Annotated in this window: 23 protein-coding genes; 11 read left to right on the forward strand and 12 right to left on the reverse strand. The window is 58.1% G+C overall.

Going from position 1 to position 19,375, the window contains the following annotated elements:
* Positions 1-573 precede the first annotated feature (573 nt).
* The 8 genes from J9892_RS09270 (at position 574) to J9892_RS09310 (ending at position 8,014) form a co-directional block, all read left to right on the forward strand.
* Positions 574-1,746 carry a phage tail sheath protein gene (locus J9892_RS09270; RefSeq protein WP_210538229.1) on the forward strand — a complete coding sequence of 391 codons (1,173 nt, stop codon included), beginning with the start codon at positions 574-576 and terminating at the stop codon, positions 1,744-1,746.
* A gap of 9 nt (positions 1,747-1,755) precedes the next feature.
* Positions 1,756-2,274, forward strand: a complete 519-nt coding sequence (locus J9892_RS09275; RefSeq protein ID WP_210538218.1) for a phage major tail tube protein — start codon at positions 1,756-1,758, stop codon at positions 2,272-2,274.
* Between the two features lie 80 nt (positions 2,275-2,354).
* Positions 2,355-2,639, forward strand: coding sequence for a phage tail assembly protein (locus J9892_RS09280; protein ID WP_104452360.1), 285 nt, complete (start codon positions 2,355-2,357; stop codon positions 2,637-2,639).
* Positions 2,640-2,647: 8 nt separating this feature from the next.
* Positions 2,648-2,779, forward strand: coding sequence for a GpE family phage tail protein (locus J9892_RS09285; RefSeq protein WP_041218506.1), 132 nt, complete (start codon positions 2,648-2,650; stop codon positions 2,777-2,779).
* Positions 2,776-5,265, forward strand: coding sequence for a phage tail tape measure protein (locus J9892_RS09290; RefSeq protein ID WP_210538219.1), 2,490 nt, complete (start codon positions 2,776-2,778; stop codon positions 5,263-5,265). The genes J9892_RS09285 and J9892_RS09290 overlap by 4 nt, the downstream gene beginning before the upstream one ends.
* Positions 5,266-5,724: 459 nt before the next feature.
* Positions 5,725-6,360: a Rha family transcriptional regulator gene (locus J9892_RS09300; protein WP_210538221.1), complete on the forward strand. Its 636-nt coding sequence runs from the start codon at positions 5,725-5,727 to the stop codon at positions 6,358-6,360.
* A gap of 2 nt (positions 6,361-6,362) precedes the next feature.
* Positions 6,363-6,854, forward strand: a complete 492-nt coding sequence (locus J9892_RS09305; protein ID WP_104452358.1) for a phage tail protein — start codon at positions 6,363-6,365, stop codon at positions 6,852-6,854.
* Positions 6,854-8,014, forward strand: a complete 1,161-nt coding sequence (locus J9892_RS09310) for a phage late control D family protein (RefSeq protein WP_210538222.1) — start codon at positions 6,854-6,856, stop codon at positions 8,012-8,014. The genes J9892_RS09305 and J9892_RS09310 overlap by 1 nt, the downstream gene beginning before the upstream one ends.
* 48 nt (positions 8,015-8,062) lie before the next feature.
* Here the strand turns inward: J9892_RS09310 and J9892_RS09315 are convergent, their stop codons facing one another.
* From J9892_RS09315 to rppH, 8 genes are all read right to left on the reverse strand, one after another.
* Complete coding sequence (locus tag J9892_RS09315) at positions 8,063-8,413, reverse strand: hypothetical protein (RefSeq protein ID WP_210538223.1); 351 nt, start codon at positions 8,411-8,413, stop codon at positions 8,063-8,065.
* Between the two features lie 83 nt (positions 8,414-8,496).
* Positions 8,497-8,781, reverse strand: a complete 285-nt coding sequence (locus tag J9892_RS09320) for a hypothetical protein (RefSeq protein ID WP_246876652.1) — start codon at positions 8,779-8,781, stop codon at positions 8,497-8,499.
* 196 nt (positions 8,782-8,977) lie between these two features.
* The gene (locus J9892_RS09325) at positions 8,978-9,358 is read right to left on the reverse strand and encodes a hypothetical protein (protein WP_201888074.1); all 381 of its coding nucleotides are present in this window, start codon (positions 9,356-9,358) and stop codon (positions 8,978-8,980) included.
* Positions 9,359-9,378: 20 nt separating this feature from the next.
* A complete protein-coding gene (nhaA, locus tag J9892_RS09330; protein ID WP_104455241.1) occupies positions 9,379-10,569 on the reverse strand; it encodes a Na+/H+ antiporter NhaA in 1,191 nt (396 codons plus the stop codon).
* Between the two features lie 279 nt (positions 10,570-10,848).
* Positions 10,849-11,643, reverse strand: a complete 795-nt coding sequence (thyA, locus tag J9892_RS09335) for a thymidylate synthase (RefSeq protein WP_039039983.1) — start codon at positions 11,641-11,643, stop codon at positions 10,849-10,851.
* Positions 11,643-12,467 (reverse strand): prolipoprotein diacylglyceryl transferase, encoded by an 825-nt coding sequence (lgt, locus tag J9892_RS09340; RefSeq protein WP_043153049.1) that lies wholly within the window; start codon positions 12,465-12,467, stop codon positions 11,643-11,645. Before lgt ends, thyA begins: the two co-directional genes overlap by 1 nt.
* A gap of 66 nt (positions 12,468-12,533) precedes the next feature.
* Positions 12,534-14,813: a phosphoenolpyruvate--protein phosphotransferase gene (gene ptsP, locus J9892_RS09345; protein ID WP_069784304.1), complete on the reverse strand. Its 2,280-nt coding sequence runs from the start codon at positions 14,811-14,813 to the stop codon at positions 12,534-12,536.
* 13 nt (positions 14,814-14,826) lie between these two features.
* Positions 14,827-15,354: an RNA pyrophosphohydrolase gene (rppH, locus tag J9892_RS09350; protein WP_010673089.1), complete on the reverse strand. Its 528-nt coding sequence runs from the start codon at positions 15,352-15,354 to the stop codon at positions 14,827-14,829.
* 391 nt (positions 15,355-15,745) lie between these two features.
* Between rppH and J9892_RS09355 the strand changes: the two genes are divergently transcribed.
* The 3 genes from J9892_RS09355 to J9892_RS09365 all read left to right on the forward strand — a co-directional run bounded on the left by J9892_RS09355 (position 15,746) and on the right by J9892_RS09365 (position 17,173).
* The gene (locus tag J9892_RS09355) at positions 15,746-15,955 is read left to right on the forward strand and encodes a hypothetical protein (RefSeq protein ID WP_127904546.1); all 210 of its coding nucleotides are present in this window, start codon (positions 15,746-15,748) and stop codon (positions 15,953-15,955) included.
* 130 nt (positions 15,956-16,085) lie between these two features.
* Entirely contained in the window at positions 16,086-16,760 is a 675-nt protein-coding gene (gene mutH, locus J9892_RS09360) for a DNA mismatch repair endonuclease MutH (protein ID WP_201955415.1), read from the forward strand.
* A gap of 83 nt (positions 16,761-16,843) precedes the next feature.
* The gene (locus tag J9892_RS09365; RefSeq protein WP_010673087.1) at positions 16,844-17,173 is read left to right on the forward strand and encodes an isoamylase early set domain-containing protein; all 330 of its coding nucleotides are present in this window, start codon (positions 16,844-16,846) and stop codon (positions 17,171-17,173) included.
* 103 nt (positions 17,174-17,276) lie between these two features.
* On the opposite strand, the gene rplS is transcribed toward J9892_RS09365, so the two are convergent.
* Genes rplS through rpsP form a run of 4 tightly spaced genes read right to left on the reverse strand, consistent with a single transcriptional unit; the run spans position 17,277 to position 19,235 of the window.
* Positions 17,277-17,624 carry a 50S ribosomal protein L19 gene (gene rplS / locus J9892_RS09370; protein ID WP_005313505.1) on the reverse strand — a complete coding sequence of 116 codons (348 nt, stop codon included), beginning with the start codon at positions 17,622-17,624 and terminating at the stop codon, positions 17,277-17,279.
* Between the two features lie 32 nt (positions 17,625-17,656).
* Entirely contained in the window at positions 17,657-18,406 is a 750-nt protein-coding gene (gene trmD, locus J9892_RS09375) for a tRNA (guanosine(37)-N1)-methyltransferase TrmD (protein ID WP_010673086.1), read from the reverse strand.
* Positions 18,407-18,440: 34 nt separating this feature from the next.
* Positions 18,441-18,962, reverse strand: coding sequence for a ribosome maturation factor RimM (gene rimM, locus J9892_RS09380; RefSeq protein WP_039039979.1), 522 nt, complete (start codon positions 18,960-18,962; stop codon positions 18,441-18,443).
* A gap of 24 nt (positions 18,963-18,986) precedes the next feature.
* Positions 18,987-19,235, reverse strand: coding sequence for a 30S ribosomal protein S16 (gene rpsP / locus J9892_RS09385; protein WP_010673084.1), 249 nt, complete (start codon positions 19,233-19,235; stop codon positions 18,987-18,989).
* Positions 19,236-19,375: the final 140 nt, after the last annotated feature.

A 19,375-nucleotide genomic window follows, 5' to 3' on the forward strand; every position in this document is an offset into this window, starting at 1 on the left:
GGACACGCCGTTTTAGCCTGTGGAGGCGTGGTGCAATCAGGCCGCCCGATGAAGCAGGAACCCGGTACTGCGCGAGCAGCTATCACCCAGTAATGGGAATCCCCCTCCTGTGACGCGAAGCGCTAAGGTGGGGGAGGATGTCAACGAGGAGTTTATTGCCAGAGAGCTGGGCATGACATATTCAAAGTGGACCATCGCGCCCGTTCGTCGTGGCGTGAACTTCGTTGGCTATCGCACTTGGCGTGGCAGGCGATTTATCCGCAAGCACTCAATGATCAAATTCAATCGCGCCATCCGCCGAGCCAACTGGCCTGCAGCAATATCGATACTGGCCCACGCCCGCAGAACGTCTTCATGCGCAAGGATGCAGGGCGCTATAAAACAGCGCCGCCAGGAGAGGGAGGTGGCCATCGTGCCGAGCGTCGCGATTAGCGAGCCTTGTCACCGCTTCGCCAGTGTGTGCGGCCCTCACACACTGGCCGCCGCTCGCCTGACATCCCCAGCCCCTGCATCCTGACCCTGCTCGCATCACATGCAACAAGCTCCGTCCGGACAACAGGAGAACCTATGGCACTGGACCAATTTCACCACGGCGTGCGCGTCGTGGAAGTCAACGAGGGCACGCGCACCATCCGCACCGTCGCCACGGCGGTGATCGGCATCATCTGCACCGGCAGCGATGCGGATGCCGCTTACTTCCCCCTCAACAAACCCGTGCTGATTGCCAACCTGCCGGCGGCCATCGCCAAGGCGGGCAGCACCGGCAACCTCAAACGCTCGCTGCAAACCATCTATGACACCGTCAACACCATCGTCATCGCCGTGCGCGTGGCCGATGGCGCCGACGCCGCCGAGCTGACCAGCAACATCATCGGCACCATCCTGCCGGATGGCAGCTATACCGGCCTCAAGGCGCTGGAGCGGGCCGCCCCGGCCACGGGCGTCAAGCCGCGCATCCTCTGCGTGCCGGACAACTGCACCCTCCCCATCGCCACCGCCTTGGCGGGCGCAGCCAAAAAGCTGCGCGCCTTCGCCTATGTGCCGACCATCGCCGACACCGTCGAGGCAGCGCTCGCCTACCGCGAGAACTTCTCCAGCCGCGAACTGATGCCGATCCACGGCGACTGGACCGCCTGGGACACCGCTGCCAATGCCAGTATCAAGCTCGATGCCTGCCTCAAGGCGGCCGCCATGCGGGCATTCATCGACAAGGAGATCGGCTGGCACAAGACCCTGTCCAACGTCGGCGTGACCGGGGTCGACGGCATGACCAAGGCCCTGTTCTGGGATCTGCAAGACCCCGATACCGAGGTCGGCCTCCTCAACGCCAACGAAATCACCGCCCTCATCCGGTCCGATGGTTTCCGGTACTGGGGTAACCGCACCTGCTCCGATGACCCGCTGTTCGCCTTCGAGAACTACACCCGCACCGCCCAGATACTGGCCGACACCATGGCCGAGGCGCACATGTGGGCCAACGACAAACCGCTCACCCCCACCCTGGTGAAAGACATCATTGAGGGCATCAAGGCCAAGGGCCGCGAACTGGTGGCGGGCGGTTACCTGCTCGGCTTTGACTGCTGGTACAACGAGGAGCTCAACGACAAAGACACCCTCAAGGCCGGCAAGCTGCGCATCGATTACAACTACACCCCGGTGCCGCCGCTCGAAGACCTCGGCTTCATCCAGCGCATCACCGACACCTACCTCATCGACTTCGGCGCCCGCGTCGCGGCCGCCGCATAAGGAGCCACCATGGCACTGCCACGCAAACTCAAACGCCTGAACGTCTTCCTCAATGGCGATAACTGGGTCGGTGAAGCGGAAGATTTCACCCCGGCCAAGCTGTCCCGCAAGTTTGAAGCCTATCGCGGCGGCGGCATGGGGGGTGCCGTCAACATCGACATGGGGCTGGATGACAGCGCCCTCGATGTCTCGTTCACCTTCGGCGGCTACGGCGAACCCCTGCTGAATTGCATGGGTGAGCCCAAAGCCGACGGCACCAGCCTGCGCTTTGCCGGTTCAGTCCAGCGTGACGACACCGGCGAAGTGGTCGCCGTCGAAATCGTCTGTCGTGGCCGCTTTAAAGAGCTCGACCGCGGCACTCTCAAGGCAGGCGACAACACCCAGGCCAAGGTCACCATGGTCAACACCTACTACAAAGAGACCATCAACGGCCGGGTGATGCACGAGATTGACCTGATCAACATGGTCGAGATTGGCCCCGACGGCGTCGACCGCATGGCCGAGCACCGCAAAGCCATCGGCCTCTAACCCATTCACCCATCCAACGGGCGGCCCTTATCCCAACAGAAAGTGCCGCCCTCACCACATCAACAACAGGAACCAACACCATGGAACAGAAAGAGATCACCCTCGACACCCCGATCCAGCGCGGCGAGAACACCCTCAACAGCCTGATCATCCGCAGCCCCAAGAAGGCGGGCCACCTGCGCGGGCTCAACACCATGGACATCGTCCAGATGAACGTCGATACCCTCATCAAACTGCTGCCCCGCATCACCGACCTGACCGAAAAGGAAGTCAACGACATGGACCCGGCTGACCTGCTCAAAGCCGGAGTAGTGGTGGTCGGTTTTTTGATGGGCTCGCAGCAGGAGGCCTACCTCACTGCATAGACGATCTGATGGCCGAGATCGCCATCATCGCCCACTGGCCGCCGTCCGAGATGGCGGCCATGGAGATCAGCGAGCTGATGGGCTGGCACCAACGCCTCGTTGAGATTCACAACCGCATCAACGGGGCAGAAGAACAATGAACCCTCTCAAACTCCAAATCCTGCTCGGGGCGGTCGACAAGCTCACCGCCCCCCTCAAAGCGGTCAGCGGCCAGAGCCGCCTGACAGCTAAAGACCTGGTCGACACCAAAAAGCGCATCAAAGATCTCGAAACCCAGAGCGGCCAGATTGACGGCTATCGCACCCTCGGCAAGCAGATAGGCGCCACCCGCGCCCAGCTCACAGCAGCCCAGCGCGATGCCCAGCAGATGGCCCAACAGCTCGCCCAGGTCGAACAGCCAACCAAGGCCATGACCAGGGCGATGGAGCAGGCCAAGCAGAGGGTGCGCGACCTCTCCCAGCAAGAGCGTGAAATGGTTGCCCGCCACGGCAGCCTGAAACGCGCCATGAACGAAGCCGGCATCAACACCAGGCAGCTCGGCGAGCACCAACGCCGCCTCAAGACAGACCTGGCCGCCGCCAACGGCCAGCTTGACCAGCAGCGCGCCAAACTGGGCCAACTGGCTGACCAGCAAAAGCGCCTCAACCAGGTCAAAGCCAGTTACCGCCAAACCCAGGAGCTGCGCGGCCAGATAGCGGGCCACGGCGCAACAGCGCTGGCGACCGGCACAGCCATGGGTTTGACCACCCTCAAGCCGGTGATCGAGTTCGCCAGAGCAGAAACATCGGTCGTAGACCTCAAGGTCTCCATGATGGGCAAGGGTGGTCAGATACGGCAGGAGTTTCAGGCCATCAGCGATCTGGCCACCAAGCTCGGCAACAAACTGCCGGGCACCACTGCGGACTTCCAGAACATGATGAGCACGCTGATCCAGCAAGGGATGAGCGCCAAATCCATCTTGGGTGGCCTGGGGGAGGCAACAGCCTACCTCGGTGTGCAGTTGAAAATGCCGTTCGACCAGGCGGCGCTGTTTGCCGCCAAGCTGCAAGACGCCACCGGCACCGCCGAGCAAGACATGATGGGGCTGATGGATACCATCCAGCGCTCGTTCTACCTGGGCGTTGACAGCGGCAACATGCTGGGCGCCTTCACCAAGCTCACCCCGGCCCTGGGTATATTGCGAAAGTCAGGACTTGAAGCAGCTAAGGTGCTGGCCCCGTTGGTCATCATGGCCGATCAGGCTGGCATGGCGGGCGAGTCATCAGGGAACGCCTACCGCAAAGTTTTCCAGATGAGCATGAACACCGGCAAGATTGCCAAGGCCACGAAAGGCACCGGGTTGAAGCTGAATTTCACCGACGGCAAGGGTGAATTCGCAGGGATGGAGAACATGTTTGCCCAGCTCGCCAAGCTGAAGGGATTGAACACCGAGCGCCGCCTGCAAGTCCTGAAGGGCATCTACGGCGACGATGCTGAAACCCTGCAGGTGCTGGAGCTGATCATCAACAAAGGGATGGATGGCTATCGAGCCACCCAGAAGAAAATGGCCGACCAAGCCGCCCTGCAAGAGCGGGTAAACGCCCAGCTCGGCACCCTGGGCAGCCTGTGGGATGCCGCCACCGGCACCTTCACCAACGCCATGGTCAACTTCGGTGAAGCTATCGCTCCTGAAATCAAGGCCATCACGGAATGGATCGCCGAACTGTCCGAGCGCCTCGGTGACTGGGCGAAGAAAAACCCGGAACTCTCCAACACCCTGATGAAGGTCGGCGGCATCCTCTCCGCAGTGACCATCGCCTTCGGCGGTCTGTCGCTGGCAGTGGCCGCCGTCTTGGGGCCCATGGCCATCATGAAACTGACCTTCGGGATCTTGGGTATCAAAGGAACTTTCCTCGGCAAAGTAATCACCATGCTGCTTGCACCGCTCAAGTGGCTCACCCTCGGCATTTTCAGGCTGGGGATGGCAATGCTCACTACCCCGGTCGGCTGGTTCATCATGGGGATTGCCGCTATCGCCGGGGGTGCCTACCTCATCTACAAAAACTGGGACGGAATCGCCAAGTGGTTCAGTGAACTCTGGGAGAAATGCAAAGCCCCGCTGATAGCCTGGTGGGATCTGCTCAAAGAGCTGTTTTCATGGACTCCCATCGGCATGCTGATTGCCCACTGGAACGACATCTGGGCCTTCTTCGACACTCTGCCAGACGGTGCGGTCAACAAGGGCAAAGCCATCGTGCAGGGGCTGATCGACGGCATCACCGCCAAATGGAAGACCCTGATGGAGAAGGTCAAGGAATTCACCAAATACCTGCCTGACTGGTTTACCGGCGGTAACGTCACCATCGGCCAGGACAAGTCGACAGGGCCGGGTTATCTGACGGGTAATCTCCCCCAGCCGGCACTGGCTGGCGCCAGCGGATACGGCCCCCGTATCGCCGACACACCGAAGCTCAAGCCCAAGGTCAGTACCACCACCATCCACAGCCAGCCGTTCTACCAGCTCACCATCAACGCCGCGCCGGGGATGAATGAGGCCCAGTTGGGCAAACTGATGATGGACAAGATCAACGAAAGTGAGCGAGCCAAGAAAGCCAGTGGCCGCGCTTCATACGGCGATGGGAGCTGATATGCAAGTGTCAACTTTCCCCAAAAACAGACATAGCGGGCCGCGCTGGCCCGCCTTATCCTGCCAGCCGTGTTGTGTCGCTCATGCAGGGGAGCCCCCTGTTGTTGGGGCGGGTTGCTTGGGATCGGCTGGGGTTAGCTGGGGTTGGCTGTTGCTCATCGCGCCATGTTGCGCGATACTGCGCTTGCAACGGCAAAATCCGTTGCCGGGGTTGGTCCCCCGCAAGCTATCAAAGCGCACAACACGCGCCCGCGTGTTTTTTTGTGCGGCCCAGTTGTACCCGCAATCTCAGTTATGGCGGGCTGGGCAGGGCAGCCTCACGGCTGGCCGGTTTCCTTTGATGCCCGGTAGGACCAACCCTGTTCAGCTCGTCACCAATCATCAGCTCAAAATTGAGCTCATGGTACTGGAGCATGGTCCCTCCTGGTGGCGATTCACTTGCATCAGAGGAATCACTCCATGAACAACCTTACCGCCTTCTCCGCAACCGATCTGATCAGCCTGCACCACGGCCAGCCCATGACCACCTCCCTCAAGGTGGCCGAAGTCTTTGGCAAGCAACACAAGAACGTCTTGCGCAAGCTGGAAACGCTGGAATGCTCGCAGGAATTTAACCGGCTCAATTTTGAGCCCGTTGAATACATCGACAACAAAGGGGAGCCGCGCAGAGCGTGGAACATGACGAAGAACGGTTTCATCTTCCTGGTCATGGGCTTCACCGGCAAACTCGCCGCCCAGTTCAAAGAGCACTACATCCAGGCCTTCGATGCCATGGCCGCCCAACTGACCGCCGCCCAACCTGCCCACGGCCTGACCCACACCGAACTGCGCGATCTGGCGTGGTGCTGGCGTGCCGGTGACAAGATGTGGCACTTCGCCAAAGAGGTCGAGGCCCTGCTCGATGCCGTCGACCACCGCGAATCCGCCAACTGCTACTCCATCGTGCGCGAATACCGCCGCACCCTCGACAAGGCCCGCACCGTGCTGGTTGCCCACACCGCCGATCTGCCGCTGACCGAACAGCAAGAAGATAACTGGCGCCGGGTGCTGCCCCCGCTGCATGCCCAGCCCGCCCACCGCCTGGCAAGGAGATAACCATGATGATGACCCTGGGCTGGTTCGTGTTTATGCGCTCGACCCTCGCCCCCCTCTCACAACAAGACGAACGGGCATGGCGCCATCCGGGCAATAACCGGATCGGTGCTCGTCCTGCCTATCAGTTCCTCGGCCCAGATGATGAAACCACCACCCTGAGCGGGGTGCTGCTGCCCGAAGTGACCGGCGGCCCCGTCTCCCTCGACTTGCTCAACAATATGGCTGACAGTGGTCAGGCTTTCCCCCTGATCCAGGGCGATGGCGTCATGCGTGGGTCATTCGTGATCGAGGGCATCAGCACCACCCGCAGCGAGTTTTTCAGCGATGGCACCGCCCGTAAAATCGAGTTCACCATCAAGCTCAAGCGGGTCGATGACAACGACAGATCCCTTGTCCAAACCCTGCTGGGCCGCACCGCGGGCAACCTCTTTGGCCGCCTGGGCCTGGGCAAGCTGGTCGGCAGTATCGGCAACAAGCTCGGGGGGCTTCTCTGATGGGGGCATTCGACCAGTTCGGCACGCGATTGGCCGAGAATCTCGGCATCACCAGCTCGCTCGATGCCCTGCGCCAAGGCCATCCGGTGCCGGCCTACCAGGTGCTGGTCGATGGCAAAGACATTTCCGCCGCCATCCGCCCGCGCCTGATGTCGATGACCATCACCGACAACCGGGGCTTCACCGCCGATACCATCGAGATCACCCTCGATGACAGCGATGGTCAGCTCGACATGCCGCGCCGGGGTGCCACCCTGCGTGCCCTCATCGGCTGGCAAGGCCAGGCCTTGGTCGACAAGGGCACCTACAAAATCGACGAGGTAGAACACAACGGAGCCCCAGATGTGCTCACCATCCGGGGCAAGGCGGCCGATCTGCGCGGCGGCATGAACAAGCTGCGTGAGCAAAGTTGGCACCAGACCACCGTCAGCGGCATCGTCAGCCAAGTCGCTGCCCGCTACCAGCTCACGCCCTGCGTGGGTGACTCACTCAAGGGCCAGCTGATCGACCACATCGACCAGACCAACGAAAGCGATCTCGCCTTCCTCACCAGGCTTGCAGTCCAGTCCGACGCCATCGCCACCGTCAAATCGGGCCGCCTGATGTTCATCAAGGCAGGCAACGGCACCACCGCCAGCGGCAAGCCACTCCCAGCCATCACCATCACCCGCCAGGACGGCGATCAGCACCGCTTCTCGGTGGCCGACCGCGACGCCTACACCGGCGTGACGGCCTACTGGCAAGACAACAAGGAGGCGGAAAAGAAGAAAGTCGAGGTGAAGCGCAAGAAGAAGACCAAGCCGAAACAGGAACGGCCATTGCCCCCGGGGGTCATGGTCAACAAGCAAGAGAACGAACTGCTGGTCGGTAGCAGCGAGAACGTCAAAGAGCTGCGGCATGTCTATGCCAGCCAGGCAAATGCCATGCGGGCCGCCCGGGCTGAATGGGAGAAGTTGCAACGCGGCGTGGCCGACTTCCAGATCACCCTGGCGATGGGGCGCCCTGAACTCTACCCGGAGCAACCCACCACCGTCAGAGGGTTCAAGCCCCAGATTGACGAGGCCGACTGGCTGCTCACCCAGGTAGTGCACGACCTCACCAACCAGGGCTACACCAACCGCATCCAACTCGAAGTGAAGCTCGACGAGCTACCAGAATGAAAAATGGGGGCAACTTGCTGCCCCCATTTACTTGTATTACCTGTGCAATCAAGCCGTTTTCAGCTGATTGGCAGATTCACTTTCCTTTGCCCACTGCTCTTCTTTGCGTTTCATAGCCAATGCTTCTGTTGCAATTCTCTTCATCTCACAGTCAACAAACCGTGTGAGAGCTTGCCGAACCAGTGGCTGATAGCCAATACCATTCAACTCCGCAATGGTTTTCAGATTATCGATAAGCCCTTTCTGCAATCTGATCGAAATCGGCTGTAAAGAGAGGGCTTCGTTTATCAAATCATCTGTGGAATGGTGGGATACTGCTACATAACTCTCATCGGTGCCCAGAACCCCAGAATCCCACGCATCTTCAGTGCCAAGGATTGCTTTTTCATGGGTGCTCATTGAATTAATCCCTCGATGGTTGAGCGGAACGTCTATGACGATCACGTGATAATTAACGGCTTGCTAAAAAGGTACAAGCCAAATCAGACGGCGAATTTATTATATATTTCAATCTCTTTTTGATTTGCCGCGTATGCGGTCTTTATGTATATGTCACCGTCACGGAGCATAAAACAGACCTTCAGCTTTCTGCCTCGGTCTGTTTCTGCAATAAACCATTCTGTAGGGGGGTTAGTCTGGTGGTCTTCTCTAGTGTCGGTCAGGAAGCCCTTGCTCCTGTTAGCAAACGCCTCTATGACCTCATCAACTTCGACACCGTGCTTGACCTTCAGTTTGGCCCTAACTGCCGGCGATATGTTTAGTGCCAACTCGACCCCCTGCATTTACGTTGTATATACATCGTATATCGTATGGGATCGATGGTCAATTATCGATGAGAGATTTAAATAGTAGCGGCGAGGTAAAACCTCGCCGCCACCTTATCGCCACCACCATCACGAAACGAGCATATGTGGTTGTTTTAAATAGACAAAACTCAATTTAAAGTATATGAGATGGTTGTAGTTAAGGTGTGACATCCGATGGGGTTCCCGCGCTAGGCGGGCTCCGGTAGCAGCTGAGTTCAACCGCCAGAATGTCATACATGTCGCTGATCGAGTCAACCTTGTTCGCGTCGAACTGTGCCTGCAGATGGGCCTTGAGACGACCGGCATCCGGCATTCGCTCGGTGCAATAGCGCTTGTTGGACAGCTTGACTCGCTCGCCGGCACGACTGCTCAGTGCCCGTTCGGCGAAGGTCTCTCCGAACCGGGCTTTTACCTGAGAGTCCCCCAGCATGAGTGCGCTGTCGACCACCCCGTTGAGATAGGCAGAACAACTTGCCGAGGTGGCATCCCGCTGACAATCGGCCAGACTATCTGCCCAGAGTGCAGGGCTCGCCAGCATGACTAACCATCCTAGTTTTCTCATAACCCCTCCGTACTTTGATTCGCCTCCCGATTGGGCAGCGATATCCGCAGGGCGATGTAACCGATCACGGCCGCGAGTGTGGAACCTGCCAGGATCCCGAGGCGCGAGTAGCTGCCGTAGTCCAGTCCGCCATGCTCGAATGCCAGCGATGCGATAAACATCGACATGGTGAAGCCGATGCCACACAGGATGCTGACGGCAAAGATCTGTCTGAAGTTCACTCCTTGCGGCAATTGGGCAATGCCTGATTTCACAGCCAGCCAGCTGATGGTGAAAATCCCGAGCGGCTTGCCGACGAAGAGCCCCAGGATGATCCCCATGGGGAGCGGATTGAGCAGAGCCGAGAAGTTGATCCCCTCCAGCGATACCCCGGCGTTGGCGAAAGCGAACAGCGGCAGGATCAGGAAGGCGCTCCAGGGGTGCAGCCCATGCTCCAGATGCTTGAGTGGCGATGCGTAACGCTTGCCGTTGAGGGGGATCATGAAGCCCACGATGACCCCCGCCAGGGTCGCATGGACACCGGACTTGAGCACGGCAACCCAGAGCACCAGGCCGACCAGCATATAGAGTCCAATCCTGTCCTCACCACGGCGATTCATCCAGAGCAAGGTCAGGGTGGCCACCACACCTATCGCCAGCGCAGTCAGCGACAGTTGCTGGGTGTAGAAGAGGGCAATGATGATGATGACCCCCAGATCGTCCATGATGGCCAGCGCCAGCAAGAAGACCTTGAGACTGGTCGGTACCCGCTTGCCCAGCAGCGCCATGACCCCGAGAGCGAAGGCGATGTCGGTTGCGGCCGGAATCGCCCAGCCAGCACGGGTAGCCTCGTCTCCGTAGTTGAAGAAGCTATAGATGAGGGCCGGTGCCAACATCCCACCCACGGCGGCAATGGCCGGGAAGGTTGCCTGCACCCGGGAGGAAAGCGCCCCCTCCAGCATCTCTCGCTTCACCTCGAGACCCACCAGAAGGAAGAAGATCGCCATGAAGCCATCGTTGATCCAGAGCAGCAGCGGCTTGTTGATGTCGAGCGCCGCGATGCGAACCTGCACCTCAGTATTGAGGAAGCTCTGATAGTGTTGCGCCAGCGCCGAATTGGCCAGGCCGATGGCAAGCAGGGCGGCCAGGATCAGAATGATCCCGGAAGCGGACTCCAGTTTGAGAAAACGCTTGAATACATCGCTCATATCTAACTACCCATAAAATTGCATCTTTTCAGTCTAGGGCCAGAGTAGCTCAATGAAAAATCGTTTCTAACGGCTGATAACAACGAAAAAACCGAAAGCAAAACAGATAATGCCTGCTATAAGCAGGTTATTTCCCCTTTTCAGGAGCCATCTCTCCACCCGGAATGTTGCATATTAATTCACAGAAAATGCAAAAAGGCACCCGAGGGTGCCTCTAACAGCTGAATGTCGATTCATCGTCACCTGGGAGACGATACTCGCCCCAGGCTCATTATCTACTCAAATAGCGACAGGCGCCTTGATCCCAGGATGGGGATCATAGCCCTGGATCTCGAAATCCTCGAATCTGTAATCGAAGATGGAGTCAGGTTTGCGCTTGATCACCAGTTGCGGCAGGGGGCGCGGCTCGCGGGTGAGTTGCAGTGCCGTCTGCTCCATGTGGTTGGAATAGAGGTGCACATCGCCACCGGTCCAGACAAAGTCACCCACTTCCAGATCGCACTGCTGCGCCATCATGTGGGTCAGCAGCGCATAGCTGGCAATGTTGAACGGCAGGCCAAGGAAAACATCACAACTGCGCTGGTAGAGCTGGCAGGAGAGCTTGCCATCCGCCACATAGAACTGGAAGAAGGCGTGGCAGGGTGCCAACGCCATTTTGTCCAGCTCGCCCACGTTCCAGGCGGAGACGATGATGCGGCGGGAATCCGGGTTGTGCTTGATGTCATCCACCGCTTTCTGGATCTGGTCGATGACAGATCCATCGGCCGCTGGCCAGGAGCGCCACTGGGCACCATAGACAGGCCCCAGATCACCGTGCTCGTCGGCCCACTCATCCCAGATGCTGACACCGTGCTCTTTCAGATAGGCGGTGTTGGTATCGCCATTGAGGAACCAGAGCAGCTCATGAATGATGGAGCGCAGGTGGCACTTCTTGGTGGTCACCAGCGGGAATCCTTCCGCCAGATTGAAGCGCATCTGATGACCGAACAAGGAGACTGTCCCGGTGCCGGTGCGATCGGATTTGACGGTCCCTTCATCCAGAATTTTCTGCATCAGGTCGAGATAGGCACGCATTACTTCGCCTCCTTCGGTGCATTGCCGAACAGACGGGGCTGCTTGTAGGCGGCCCAGACCATGAGCCCCCCCGCCACTATCATCGGGGTAGAAAGGATCTGACCCATGCTGATCTCATTGAAGTAGAGACCCAGCTGGCTGTCTGGTTGACGAACAAACTCCACCAGGAAGCGGAACAGACCGTAGAAGAGCAGGAACATCCCGGAAATGGCGCCACGTGGTGGGTGCTTGCGCCAGAACAGGTTCAGGATGATGAAGAGCACCACCCCTTCCAGCGCGAACTGATAGAGCTGGGACGGGTGACGCGGCTCGGGGCCAGCCTCGGGGAAGATGATTGCCCAGGGGACATCGGTCACCCGACCCCACAGCTCGCCGTTCATGAAGTTGCCGATGCGGCCAACACCGAGGCCGAACGGAATCAGCGGCGCCACGAAATCCGCCACGGTGAAGAAGTGGCGCTGGGTTTTGTGGGCAAACCAGATCATGGCGGTGATCACCCCGATGAGGCCACCGTGGAACGACATGCCACCGGTCCATATCTTGAACAGATAGGTCGGGTCGGCGAGGAAGAGATCGAAGTTATAGAACAGCACGTAACCGATGCGCCCTCCCAGGATCACCCCGAGAAAGCCGTAGAACAGCAGGTCGGATACCTCGTTGCGGGTCCAGCCGCTATTGGGTGCATCGGCGCGGCGACCTGCCAGCCACATGGCGAAGGCAAAACCGAACAGGTACATGAGACCATACCAGCGTACCGATAATGGTCCCAAACTGAATGCTACGGGATCAATCTGCGAGAAAACCCAATATCCGTCGTGCTGCATAGGCGGCCCCAATCATAAGAAAAGCCGCATTCTCCGATCATTCTTACGCAGTAACAAGGTGGAATATCAATCGGGCAGCCTGACCTTGTGCCCAGCCCGCAGTAAGCCTCCCAGACCGTGCTCTTCCAGATAGCGGGCAAACAGGCCGCGCAGAACGTGAGGATTGTCATGCTTGAGACCATCCGCCATCAGCGTCTTCAACTCACCAAGGTCGGATTGCCGCAGCACGTATTTGATACGGGAGATGTTGTGGGTATTCATGCTGAAACGGCGATAGCCCATGGCCAAGAGCAGCAGCACTCCGACCGGATCGCCAGCCAGCTCGCCACAGACAGAGACCGGCTTGTGATAGCGCCGGGAGGCATCGACCAGCAGCTGCAAAGCGCGGATCACCGCGGGATGGAAGGCATCGTAGATGCTGGCGACACGGGCATTGTTGCGATCCACCGCCAGCAGGTACTGGGTCAGGTCGTTGCTGCCCACCGACCAGAAGTCGATGAGCGGCGCCATCTCCGGCAGGATGTACAGCGCGGAGGGGACTTCGATCATCACCCCGAGACTGGGGTAGCGGATCACCGCATCGCGGCTGGCCGCTTCTTCCGACACCTCGCGCCACGCCTGATCCAGCAGACGACGGGAGGCCTTGATTTCACTGACGCTGCTGATCATCGGCAGCATGATGGCCAGATTGTCCAGCCCTTCGCTGGCCCGCAACATGGCCTTGAGCTGAACCAGGAAGAGCTCGGGGTGATCCAGGGTGAGCCGGATCCCCCGCCAACCAAGGAAGGGATTTTCCTCCACGATGGGGAAATAGGGCAGTTGTTTGTCCCCCCCCACGTCCAGAGTCCGCATGCAAACCGGGCGATCCCGATAGGTTTCCAGGATCCCGCGATAGCGGGCAGTCTGCTCCCACTCCGAAGGGAAGCTGTCCTGCAGCATGAAGGGGATCTCGGTGCGATAGAGCCCGACCCCGTCCGCCAGATGATTGAGGGAGATCTCGGTATCCGCACTCAGCCCTGCGTTGAGCAGCAGAGAGACCTTGGTGCCGTCGGCGGTCTCGGAGGGCTGGTTGTCGACGCTACGCACCAGGGTGTCGAGTGCCCGCTCCTCACTCAGCAGTTGCCGGTACTCGGTCAGGATCACCTGGTTGGGTTCGATGAAGAGATCGCCGCTGTAGCCATCGATGACCAGAGTGCGCCCGCCGATGTCACCGAGGGGCAGATCCACCCCCATGATGGCCGCCACCCCCATGGCACGGGCCAGGATGGCGGCATGGGAGTTGGTCCCGCCCTTGAGCGACACCACACCGCTCAGAAATTCCCTCGGGATCTCCGCAAGGATGGTGGCCGTCACTTCATCGGCGACCAGCACCACGGGTTCGCCGATGGTGAGCTGCTCGGGTTCGTCCTGCACCAGCCGGCTGATGAGCCGCTGGGCGATGTCTTTCACATCGGTGGAGCGTTCCCGCAGATAGGGATCCTTCATCCCCTTGAACTGCTCTATCAGCCGATCGCTGATGAGTTTGACCGCCGAGATCGCCGTCCAGTGTTCCTTGCTGACCTTGTTGCGGATGGGCTTGATGTAGCCGGGATCGTTCAACAGGTGCAGATAGATGTCGAAGATGGCGACCGAGTCCTGGCTGTAGCTCTCGCGAAAGCGCAGTGCCAGGCTCTCCAGATCATGGCGCACTTCCTCCACCGCCAGCTCGAGACGGGCAAGCTGCTTGGCATGATCCTCGTCCTTGCGCGGCGTGATGGTATTTAGCGCCTTGCGCGGACGCCACACCCAGGCCTTGGCGATGGCGATGCCACTCGCCCCGGCAATACCGCGCAGCGGCTTGCTCCAGTCGGTCTTCTGCAGCCACCCCTTGGCCTGGGCCTGGGCGATGCGGGCAGCCAGCTGAGCCGCCAGGGTGACCATGAAGGACTCCTCCCCCTCATCGAAGAGGCGGCTCTCCTTCTGCTGCACGACCAGAATCCCCACCACCTGACGCTGATGCATGATGGGAGCGCCGAGGAAGGAGCGAAACGCCTCTTCCGCCACATCGGGCAGAAACTTGAAACTGGGGTGAGAGGGGGCATCGGCCAGGTTGATCAGCTCTTCACGCTGACCCACCAGGCCGACAATACCCTGCTCGAACGGCAGGGTGGCCTTGCCCACGGCCGATTCGGCCAGACCATCGGTCGCAGCCAGTCGATAGCGGCGCATGTCGGGCTCGGCCACATAGACGGAGCAGCAGTCCACCGTCATGGCGAGCCGGGTCTGGCTCACCAATGCTTGCAAGGCCTGTTCGAGGGTGTTGGCCTCGGCCATGCTTTCCACGATGCGTCTGAGTTCCGTCAGCAACTAGTTGTGCTCCTTAACGCGAGCGGTTGCGCCGCCCATCTTTTCGGTTAGCCTGCACCACGGGGACTGGCATGGCCAGCGGGGCAAACTCTTTCATCACCCGGCGGTAAACCTCCCGCTTGAAGGAGACGACCTGACGAACCGGGTACCAGAAGCTGACCCAACGCCAATCATCAAATTCCGGGTGACCATGACAGCCAAACTGGATCCTGGACTCTTTGCCAGGATCGAGCTGCAACAAAAACCATTTCTGCTTCTGGCCAATACAGACCGGTGAACTGTCCCAGCGGACGAGTCGTTTGGGTAAGCGATACTTCAGCCAGTTGCGACTGGTCGCCAGTATGGTCACATCGTCCTGCTTGAGGCCTATCTCCTCATACAGCTCACGATACATGGCCTGTTCCGGCGATTCACCATCATCAACCCCCCCCTGCGGAAACTGCCAGGAGTGCTGCCCATAGCGCTTAGCCCACAATACTTGTCCGTCACGGTTACAGATCACGATGCCGACATTGGGACGAAATCCGTCACCATCTATCACGTGATCACCTTATAAAGGCTGAATCTATAACGAGATTGTTCCACATTCACCCCGTGGCGGCAAACAGGGACTGTCATCTTCCATTCATGAATAACTTGGCATTTCAAGCAAAGTTATAAACAAATTGAAGGTTCATGCTAGGCAAGTTGCCCACCCAGACTGTGCATAAACCTGTGATCAAGCAGGTATATACAGTAGTTTTATACTGTGGCATTGCACGGAAGCATATCATACCCGATTCACTTAAAAACAAAATATACATTTAAATACATAAGGTTATAGTTTAATTGCTGGATCAAGATCCATGTCTTTTGCCTAAGAGGATCCAGCCTGTCAATTGTGAACAAGTTCGACTGCTCAAAGATCCACCAAGACGGATTTATCCACAGTTATGGCGCATTATCTGCACCGAAATGGCGCTGAAAATCGGCGTACTCTCACATTTATTTCTGGTGCCACGCTTCCTTTCACCACTTTACGCCAGTTATCCAAGATTTCTGTGGATAACTGTGTGCAACAGCTCGCACAAACCCTTGGACAACTCGTTTATGCGGGGATCCGGCGTGCCGATATACTGGATAAAGAAAGTAAATCCCTTTAAAATCATTTGGATATGTTGAATTTTGCCATCCATGTCTCCCTGTGTATAGTCGGGCGAGGATCGGTTATAAAATCAGCGATACCATGCAAGGATCCGTATTGCGATGTCTATTATCTCCAGAGGAGCCCTCATGCCCGCCAATCCCCAGTCAGAACAAGAGCTGCTCAGTCGAGCCTACGCCATGGCTGGCTTCACTCTGGCCCAGCTTGCCGCAACGGCGGGCATCCCCGTACCGCGGGATCTCAGGCGTGACAAGGGCTGGACAGGGCAGTTGATCGAGTGGCAGCTGGGGGCCAGTGCAGGTAGCCGTCCCGAGCAGGATTTTCCGGATCTCGGTATCGAGCTCAAGACGATCCCCATCGATCCTCAAGGGCGCCCGCTGGAAACCACCTTTGTCTGCGTGGCCCCCCTCATCGGGGTCAGCGGCCAGCGCTGGGAGGAGTCGAACGTGCGCAACAAGCTGTCGCGGGTGCTCTGGATCCCAGTGGAAGGCAGCCGCGACATCCCTGTCGGCGACCGTCGCGTCGGCATGCCGCTGCTGTGGAGCCCGAATGAAGAGGAAGAAAGACTGCTGCGCCAGGACTGGGAAGAGCTGATGGACATGATAGTGCTGGGGGAAGTGGAGCAGATCAGCGCCCGCCACGGCCAGGTATTGCAGCTGCGCCCCAAGGCGGCCAACAGCAAGGCGCTGACCCGCGCCATCGGCCGCAATGGCCAACCCATCATGACGCTACCACGGGGCTTCTACCTCAAGATCGAGTTCACCCATCAACTCCTGCAGCGCCATTTTGCCCTCCCCCTTTGATCCTGTTTATCAACATCCTTGTCATAAAGTGATATAAAAATAACCAGCGCTACTTTCTTCGCAGCCAGTGACAAGGAGTCCATATGCCGATCAACAAGCAATTCCTCAAATCGCGTCCCGAGGTCAAGGTGACCTTTGCCGTCGAAAAGGAGGCCGCCGGTGATGCCGAGCAGGTCTTGCTGCTGGGTGAATTCAGCCAGTGGCAGCCCATTGAACTGAAGAGGATGAAAAACGGGGAGTTCAAGGCGACACTCAACCTGCCGACCGATGGCCCCAGCCATTTCGAGTATTGCTATCAGCTAGTGCAACCCGATGGTGAAACCCTTTATGACAACGACTGGGAGGCGGACGACTATGTGCCTGGCCCCTTCGGGCGTGACAACTCGGTGGTGCGGGTCAGCCAGCCAGGTTGAGCTGGAACACCCGAAAGCGGATACAAAAAAGGCTCGCCATTGGCGAGCCTTTTCACTACCTGTCGAGCTTTTCGCCGACATACCGACACCAATTCGAATCGAATTAGTTGAGCTTCTCTTTGATACGAGCAGCTTTGCCGGACAGGTTGCGCAGGTAGTACAGTTTGGCGCGGCGAACATCACCACGACGCTTCAGTTCTACACTGTGGATCAGCGGAGAGTGAGTCTGGAATACACGCTCAACACCTTCGCCGTTGGAGATCTTGCGAACGGTGAAAGCAGAGTGCAGACCGCGGTTACGCTTGGCAATCACGATGCCTTCGAAAGCCTGCAGACGCTCTTTACCACCTTCTTTAACACGAACTTGAACACGTACGGTGTCGCCCTGGGCAAAAGCCGGGATGTCGGTACGCAGTTGCTCTTGTTCAAGCTGCTGAATAATCTTGCTCATTGTCTTTCCTTACCTAGGATAAACTGAAAACTCTACTTAACGCTGTCACGCACTTCGCGGACATACTCGGCAAGAAGTGATTCTTGCTCGTCAGTCAGAGCTAGGTTGTTAATAAGTTCCGGCCTTCTCTGCCAGGTTCGTCCGAGCGATTGCTTGAGTCGCCAGCGCCGAATCACTTCGTGATTGCCGCTTGTCAGCGCCTCGGGCACCGTCAGCCCATCCAACACCTCCGGCCGAGTATAGTGGGGATGATCCAGCAGCCCATCCGTGAAGGAGTCCTGCTCGGCACTGGCCTGATCGCCCAAGACCCCCGGGACCAGACGCGAAACCGCATCGATCAGGGTCATGGCAGGCAACTCGCCACCACTTAACACGTAATCTCCGATAGACCACTCTTCGTCGACTTCGGTTTGTATCACGCGCTCATCGATACCTTCGTATCGACCGGCGACCAGAATCAGTTTCTGATTCGTCGCCAACTCGGTCACGCCCGCTTGAGTCAGCTTGCGTCCCTGAGGAGAGAGATAGATGACTTTCGCCCCGTCTCCCGCCGCTTGCTTGGCTGCATGAATGGCATCACGCAGCGGCTGAACCATCATCAACATGCCGGGCCCACCACCATAAGGACGATCATCGACCGTACGGTGTTTGTCGTGGGTGAAGTCCCGAGGGTTCCAGCACTCAATCTGCAGCAGGCCACTCTTGACGGCCCGACCCGTTACCCCGTGCTCGGTAATGGCTCGGAACATTTCCGGGAAGAGGCTAATGACCCCAATCCACATAAGAAACCTCCGGCACCCGTGTTAGCGCGGGAAACTAGAAACCAGGATCCCAATCAACTTCGATTGTTCGAGCAGTCAGATCAATATTCTTGATCACCTGCTCTTCCAGGAACGGTATCAACCGCTCCTTTGCACCAAAGGCATCTTTTACATTGGCCTCAACCACCAACACATCGTTGGAGCCGGTTTCCATCAATTCGGTCACCTTGCCCAGGTCGTATCCCTTGGTGGTTACCACGGTGCAACCAATGAGGTCACGCCAGTAGAACTCCCCTTCGGGCAACGCAGGCAACAGATCGGCGGGGACGCCAATCTCGACGTTGGTCAATGCCAGGGCATCCTCACGCACATCGATACCATCGAGTTTGCAGATCAGACCCTTGTTGTGACGCTTCCAGGATGACACCCGGATTTCACGCCACGCCCCGTTCTGATTGATCAGCCAGGGGTTGTAATCGAAAATCGCTTCGGCAACATCGGTGAAGGAGTTCACTTTAAGCCAGCCCTTGATCCCGTAAACGGTTCCCAGGGTGCCCAGAACTACAGGTTTTTCCACCTTAACTCCCTACCGTTTGGCTGATTAAGCAGCTTTGGCAGCGTCTTTGATCAGCTTGGCAACGCGGTCAGAAACAGCGGCACCAGTAGCAACCCAATGCTCGATACGAGCCAGGTCCAGGTTCAGCTTTTCAGCGTTACCAGCAGCAACCGGGTTGAAGAAACCGACGCGCTCGATGAAACGACCGTCACGGGCGTTACGGCTGTCAGCAACTACTACCTGGTAGAACGGACGCTTTTTCGCGCCACCACGTTGTAAACGAATGGTTACCATATCGTCCTCATAAACATCTAATGAACAAGGCCTGCAAATACGCAGACCCTAGCTTAAAATAAGCCGCATAATTCTACTTGGATTCGTAATAATTGCAACCAAGCCAGCTATTTTTTGCGCAGGGATTGGCATGAAAAAGG

This window comes from Aeromonas sp. Prich7-2 (assembly GCF_017939255.1).
GTDB lineage: Bacteria > Pseudomonadota > Gammaproteobacteria > Enterobacterales > Aeromonadaceae > Aeromonas > Aeromonas caviae.